Raw genomic sequence first — 5305 nt, 5'->3', positions numbered from 1 at the left:
GAGGCAACCAGGGCGTTTCGACAAAGGTGGCGAACCAGTTCCGCCAGTCGCGTCTGTCCGCACTGGCATGCAGTAGCGGCAGTGCCAGCAGGTCGGTGATGGGGCGTTCAAACAACTGGTATTTAGCCGCAAAGGCAGGGGTGCAGATGGGGGTCAACCGCTCTCGAAACAGTGGCTGGCTGTGAAGCAGCCGGGCCTGAGTGGGTTGATAGACGATGGCAAGATCGAACGGCTCGCGGGCAAAGTCGATGCCATGGCTATGGCTGCCGCGTACCTCGACCGCCTCACCTTCGAAGTCTTGCAACCGACGCAGCAACCAGCGGCTGGCGCAGGAGGGCACCTTGATGCTGATGGCCTGTTGGCGCGGCAAGGTTTGCAGGGCGCCCAACCCCTCCCCCATTCGGGCCAGCCCCTCGCTGACGAAGGGTAGCAACCGCTCGGCGGCCGGTGTGAGACTCAGGCAGCGGGTGCCGCGCAGGAAGAGGAGATGGCCAAGGCGTGCCTCCAGCTGGGCGATCTGCTTGCTCACGGCGCCTTGACTCACACACAGCTCATCGGCCGCTAGGGTGAAGCTCAGATGACGGGCGGCGCACTCGAATACTTGCAACCCATACAGGGGCAACTGGCTACGCGGCTGGGTCGTTAACATACAAGCCTCCATGCTTGAGAAAAACTCATGCATACCATGCCGAATAATCCTTTGCCGGGCAAGGGGTCAGGACGCTAAAACAGAGACATCTTCCACACATTCAGGTGATGGCGTCATGTCTTCTCCCCGTATCATCAGCAAACTGCCCCAGGTGGGTACCACCATCTTCAGCGTGATTGGGGATCTGGCCGCGCGCCATCCCAGCATCAATCTATCTCAGGGAGCGCCAAGCTTCCCCTGCGATCCCGCGCTCATCCGGGTGACCCACGAGGCGATGCTCGCGGGTGAAAACCAATATGCCCCCATGACGGGGCTGCCCGAGTTGCGCGAACAACTGGCGGCCAAGATAGCGGCCAGCTATGGCCACACCTATGATGTCGGCGAGGAGATCACCATCACCGCCAGTGCCAGCGAAGCCTTGTTCTGCGCCATCACGGCCCTGGTTCATCCAGGGGATGAAGTGATCATGTTCGAGCCCGCATTCGACAGCTATCGCCCCATGATCCAGTTGCAGGGCGCCACCCCCGTGGTCATCGCCCTCAAGGCTCCGGATTTCACTATCCCCTGGGATGAGGTGGCGGCGCGCATCACGCCCCGCACCCGCATGATAGTGCTCAACACCCCCCATAATCCGACCGGCACCATCTGGCAGGCGGCGGATCAAGAGCGGCTCGCCCGCCTGGTCCGCGGCACCGATATCATCATTCTCTCTGACGAGGTATACGAGCATGTGGTATTTGATGGCGCCCTGCACCAGAGCGTGATCCGTTACCCCGAGCTGATTGAGCGCTCCGTCGCCGTCTTCTCCTTTGGCAAGACCTTCCATGTCACCGGCTGGCGAGTGGGTTACTGCGTGGCCCCCCGCCCGCTGATGGAGGAGATCCGCAAGGTGCACCAATTCGCCATGTTCGCCGCCGACACCCCCATGCAGTACGGCTTTGCCCACCTGTTGCAGCAACCGGCTCACTATCAGGGGCTGGCCGCTTTCTACCAGCAAAAACGGGACCTGCTGGTCTCGGCCCTTGCCGAGTCACGCTTTACCCTCTTGCCCTCGGCCGGCAGCTTCTTCATGCTGGCCAGCTACGAGCGGGTAAGCGACGAGGCCGACAGCCTGTTCGTACAACGCCTGATCCGCGATCACGGGGTCGCCACCATTCCCGTCTCGGCCTTCTATCACGACGGCACGGATCAACGGGTCATTCGCCTCTCCTTCTCCAAGGATGATGACACCCTGCTGGCCGGCGCCGAGCGCCTGTGCGGCGTCTAGGAGGCACTATGGATTCAGTGCGTGTCGCCGTGTTGCAGATGGTGTCCGGGGATTGCCTCGCCACCAACCTGACCCAGGCCGAGGCCCTGTTGCGCCAGGCGGCGGCCGAGGGGGCCGAGTTTGCCCAGCTGCCGGAATACTTCTACCTGATGCCCGCCGACGAGCGGGCGCGGGTGGCCCTGGCCGCCCCCGTGAGCGATCACCCTCTGCTGGCCTGGGCCCAGGGGCTGGCCCGGGAGCTCAGGATCTGGCTACTGGCGGGCACATTGCCGCTCGTAAGCGACGAGCCCGGCAAGATGCACAACAGCAGCCTGCTTATCGACCCGCGAGGGCAGCTCGCCAGCCGCTACGACAAGCTGCACCTGTTTGGCTTTTGCACCGGGCAGGAGCAGTATGACGAGGCCGCGACCATGAGCCCGGGCCGGGAGGTGGTGAGCCACGCGCTGCCCTGGGGCCAGCTGCGTCTTGGGATCTGTTACGATTTGCGCTTCCCCGAGCTATTCCGGCTCGGGCCTGCGCCCGATTTCATCGCCTTGCCCGCCGCCTTCACCCATACCACGGGACAGGCGCACTGGGAGCTGCTGCTGCGGGCTCGGGCGGTGGAAAACCTGGCGTTCGTGCTGGCATCGGCTCAGGGTGGACATCACCCGGGCGGACGCCGCACCTTCGGCCACAGCATGATTATCGATCCCTGGGGCCGGATCCTGGCCCGGATCGAAGAGGGTCAGGGGATGGCCATCGCCACCCTGGACTTGGCCGCCCAGCGCACACTGCGTCGCCAGTTGCCGGCCCTCGATCATCGCAAGATAAGCGTCGGCCCATGAAGCCGACCCACGTTAAGTACTCACGACTATGCGCATGACGCCACACTCAAGGGATTGACCATGAAACTCAATGCAATAATGATGCTGATGGCGCTGACCGCCACAGGCCAGGCCGTCGCCAAACCCCTGGTGATCGCCACCGATGCCACCTATCCCCCCTTCGAAATGGTCGATAGCAGCGGCAAAGTAGGCGGCTTCGAAGTCGAATTGGCCCATGCCCTGTGCGCCGCAATGAAGGCCGAGTGCGAGGTGATCAACCAACCCTGGGATGCCTTGCTGCCGGGCCTGCAGGTACGTAAATACGACGCCATCATGTCCTCCATGAACATCACGGATGAGCGGCGCCAGAAAGTCGACTTCAGCAAGGTCTACTACATGATGCAAAACCGCTTCGTGGGCCGCAGCGACAAGGCCGCCGACTTCAGCGATGATCCGGCCCACTTCAAGGGCAAGGTGATCGCCGTGCAGGAAGGCACCCCCCAGGATAACTTCATCACGGCACGTTATGGCGATGTGGCCAGCATCAAACGCTACGTCAATGCCCAGTCTCCCATGCTGGATCTGCAGTCCGGCCGCGCCGACTACACCTTCGGCAACATGGTGCAGCTCAAGGTCGGCTTCCTCGAAAAAGAGATGGGCAAGCAGTTTGAATTCGTGGGTCCCCAGTTCAATGGCACCCAGGACAAGATCCTGGGCGAAGGGGTGGCGGTGGCGCTGCGCAAAAACAACGACAAGCTCAAGGGGGCGTTTGACGCAGCCATCGATAGTGTCAAGGCCGATGGCACCTTCGACAAGCTGCTCAAGAAATATCAGCTCGAAAATCTGCTCTGATGGCAGGCTAGCTGCGGCACACGAAGAGACAATAAAGGGCGACCATGGGTCGCCCTTCTCAGTGAAGACAGGCCGTGGCCTCCCTTTATCCCTGCCGCGCCTTGAAGCGCGGATTGCTCTTGCAGATCACGAACAACTTGCCGCGGCGACGCACCAACTGACAGTCAGGGTGACGCGTCTTGGCCGATTTAAGGGATGCGAGTACCTTCATGCCGCCTCCTGCTTACCGAGGAAAGCACCAAAGCGCTGACCGAAGCGCGCCACCTGCCCCTCGGTGCCCACCTGCTTTTGCTTGCCGGTGTAGAAGGGATGAGAGGCGCTGGAAACATCCAGTGTCAGATAAGGGTACACCTGGCCATCCTGCGCCCATATCTGAGTGCGATCCGTCTTCAGGGTGGACCCCACCAGGAAATAGCTATTGGCCGTTACATCGTGAAACAGCACCTTGCGGTATTCGGGATGAGTATCAGGTTTCATAATCGCCTCAATTGTTATGTTATAACGAAACACAAAATATCCCAATCAAGAAGAGTTATCAATATCCATCAACGACTTTGCACAATAAACCATCAGGGAGTGCCCCTGACGGATCACCCAGACCAGCCTCGACAGACCCGCCCGTCGAGGAAAGAGCAAAAGGGCATGACTAGCCCATCAGCCAATACAATGGACGAGCGGCACAGAGGAAGAGAATCGGTGACAGTAAAGAGAGCAGTCCCCGTGATGACAAGGGGAGACAGACAGGTGCAATAGGACACCTCTACATAGCTGGCAGAGGGCACCCCAGATGCAAAAAGGCCCGTCAGTGACGGGCCTTTCTTTTTGGATGCAGGAAGATCATCCGACTCTATCGATAAAGCATGGTGCGGAAGGAGAGACTCGAACTCTCACGCCTAGGGCGCCAGAACCTAAATCTGGTGCGTCTACCAATTTCGCCACTTCCGCAAAGGACTTTCGCTGCTCGCACCTTCTGCTCAACGCGCAAGATACCAGCAGGCAACAATAATGGGGTGGCTGATGGGGCTCGAACCCACGACAACCGGAATCACAATCCGGGACTCTACCAACTGAGCTACAGCCACCACTGAAACATCTGACCATGCTTGCCGCAGCAAGATGGTGCGCCCTGCAGGATTCGAACCTGCGACCCACGGCTTAGAAGGCCGTTGCTCTATCCGACTGAGCTAAGGGCGCATTTTGCTCAACAACACCTCATATCCAGCACTTCAATTGGCCATACACGATGCATTGTCGATAAAAATGGTCGGTGATAAAGGATTCGAACCTTTGACCCTCTGGTCCCAAACCAGATGCGCTACCGGGCTGCGCTAATCACCGAGATACTACATTTCACTTGCAGCCAACAGCTTATCTGCGATAAGGCTGATGGGCAACGGGCGGGCATCATACCCAAGCGCTCGAGCCAGCGTCAACGAATTTTTCCATCAATAAATTCAAGTGTCTACTTCTTGCCCGCCCGCATCGCGCCGCTAACATCCCAGCTAAAAAAATGCGACAATGCGCACAGTTGAACCCATGGTGAGTGAAGAACGATGTCTGCCAAAATCATTGACGGAAAACAGGTTGCGCAAACGATTCGCAATCAGGTAGCAACCGAAGTCCAGCAGCGGCTCGCCGCCGGGCAGCGTGCCCCCGGGCTTGCTGTGATACTGATAGGGGCCGATCCCGCCTCTCAGGTCTATGTCGGCAGCAAGCGCCGCGCCTGTGAGGAAG

Annotated in this window: 7 protein-coding genes and 4 tRNA genes; 4 read left to right on the top strand and 7 right to left on the bottom strand. The window is 59.7% G+C overall.

Going from position 1 to position 5305, the window contains the following annotated elements; all coding sequences use genetic code 11:
* The coding region (locus tag G113_RS18940; RefSeq protein ID WP_040319397.1) for a LysR family transcriptional regulator at positions 1-649 on the bottom strand (649 nt) is incomplete at its 3' end.
* 115 nt (positions 650-764) lie between these two features.
* On the opposite strand from G113_RS18940, the gene G113_RS18935 reads away from it, so the two are divergent.
* From G113_RS18935 to G113_RS18925, 3 genes are read left to right on the top strand one after another with little or no spacing between them, the layout of a single operon-like run.
* Complete coding sequence (locus G113_RS18935) at positions 765-1916, top strand: methionine aminotransferase (protein WP_005909338.1); 1152 nt, start codon at positions 765-767, stop codon at positions 1914-1916.
* A gap of 8 nt (positions 1917-1924) precedes the next feature.
* On the top strand, positions 1925-2740 hold the full coding sequence (locus tag G113_RS18930) for a carbon-nitrogen hydrolase family protein (protein WP_005909335.1): 816 nt from the start codon (positions 1925-1927) through the stop codon (positions 2738-2740).
* Positions 2741-2800: 60 nt separating this feature from the next.
* A complete protein-coding gene (locus G113_RS18925; protein WP_005909332.1) occupies positions 2801-3571 on the top strand; it encodes a transporter substrate-binding domain-containing protein in 771 nt (256 codons plus the stop codon).
* Between the two features lie 85 nt (positions 3572-3656).
* On the opposite strand, the gene ykgO is transcribed toward G113_RS18925, so the two are convergent.
* The 6 genes from ykgO to G113_RS18895 form a co-directional block, all read right to left on the bottom strand.
* Positions 3657-3782: a type B 50S ribosomal protein L36 gene (gene ykgO / locus G113_RS18920; RefSeq protein WP_005909330.1), complete on the bottom strand. Its 126-nt coding sequence runs from the start codon at positions 3780-3782 to the stop codon at positions 3657-3659.
* Positions 3779-4048, bottom strand: a complete 270-nt coding sequence (locus G113_RS18915) for a type B 50S ribosomal protein L31 (RefSeq protein WP_005909328.1) — start codon at positions 4046-4048, stop codon at positions 3779-3781. The genes ykgO and G113_RS18915 overlap by 4 nt, the downstream gene beginning before the upstream one ends.
* A 384-nt stretch (positions 4049-4432) precedes the next feature.
* Positions 4433-4516: transfer RNA gene (locus tag G113_RS18910), tRNA-Leu, on the bottom strand.
* 61 nt (positions 4517-4577) lie between these two features.
* A tRNA-His gene (locus G113_RS18905) sits at positions 4578-4653 on the bottom strand.
* Between the two features lie 35 nt (positions 4654-4688).
* Positions 4689-4765: transfer RNA gene (locus tag G113_RS18900), tRNA-Arg, on the bottom strand.
* A 67-nt stretch (positions 4766-4832) separates the two neighbouring features.
* Positions 4833-4909, bottom strand: a tRNA-Pro gene (locus tag G113_RS18895).
* 215 nt (positions 4910-5124) lie between these two features.
* Between G113_RS18895 and G113_RS20810 the strand changes: the two genes are divergently transcribed.
* Positions 5125-5305, top strand: a 181-nt coding sequence (locus tag G113_RS20810) for a tetrahydrofolate dehydrogenase/cyclohydrolase catalytic domain-containing protein (protein ID WP_330216949.1), incomplete at its 3' end; no start/stop codon positions are given.

It is taken from the genome of Aeromonas molluscorum 848 (assembly GCF_000388115.1).
Classification (GTDB): domain Bacteria; phylum Pseudomonadota; class Gammaproteobacteria; order Enterobacterales; family Aeromonadaceae; genus Aeromonas; species Aeromonas molluscorum.
This window is presented reverse-complemented; position numbering and strand designations above follow the sequence as displayed.

What these genes read in the sequence shown, in the direction of transcription:
- G113_RS18925 (WP_005909332.1), top strand. Translation starts at nt 2,801, where the DNA reads ATGAAACTCAATGCAATAATGATGCTGATGGCGCTGACCGCCACAGGC.
- G113_RS18930 (WP_005909335.1), top strand. Translation starts at nt 1,925, where the DNA reads ATGGATTCAGTGCGTGTCGCCGTGTTGCAGATGGTGTCCGGGGATTGC.
- G113_RS18915 (WP_005909328.1), bottom strand. Translation starts at nt 4,048, where the DNA reads ATGAAACCTGATACTCATCCCGAATACCGCAAGGTGCTGTTTCACGAT.
- ykgO (WP_005909330.1), bottom strand. Translation starts at nt 3,782, where the DNA reads ATGAAGGTACTCGCATCCCTTAAATCGGCCAAGACGCGTCACCCTGAC.
- G113_RS18935 (WP_005909338.1), top strand. Translation starts at nt 765, where the DNA reads ATGTCTTCTCCCCGTATCATCAGCAAACTGCCCCAGGTGGGTACCACC.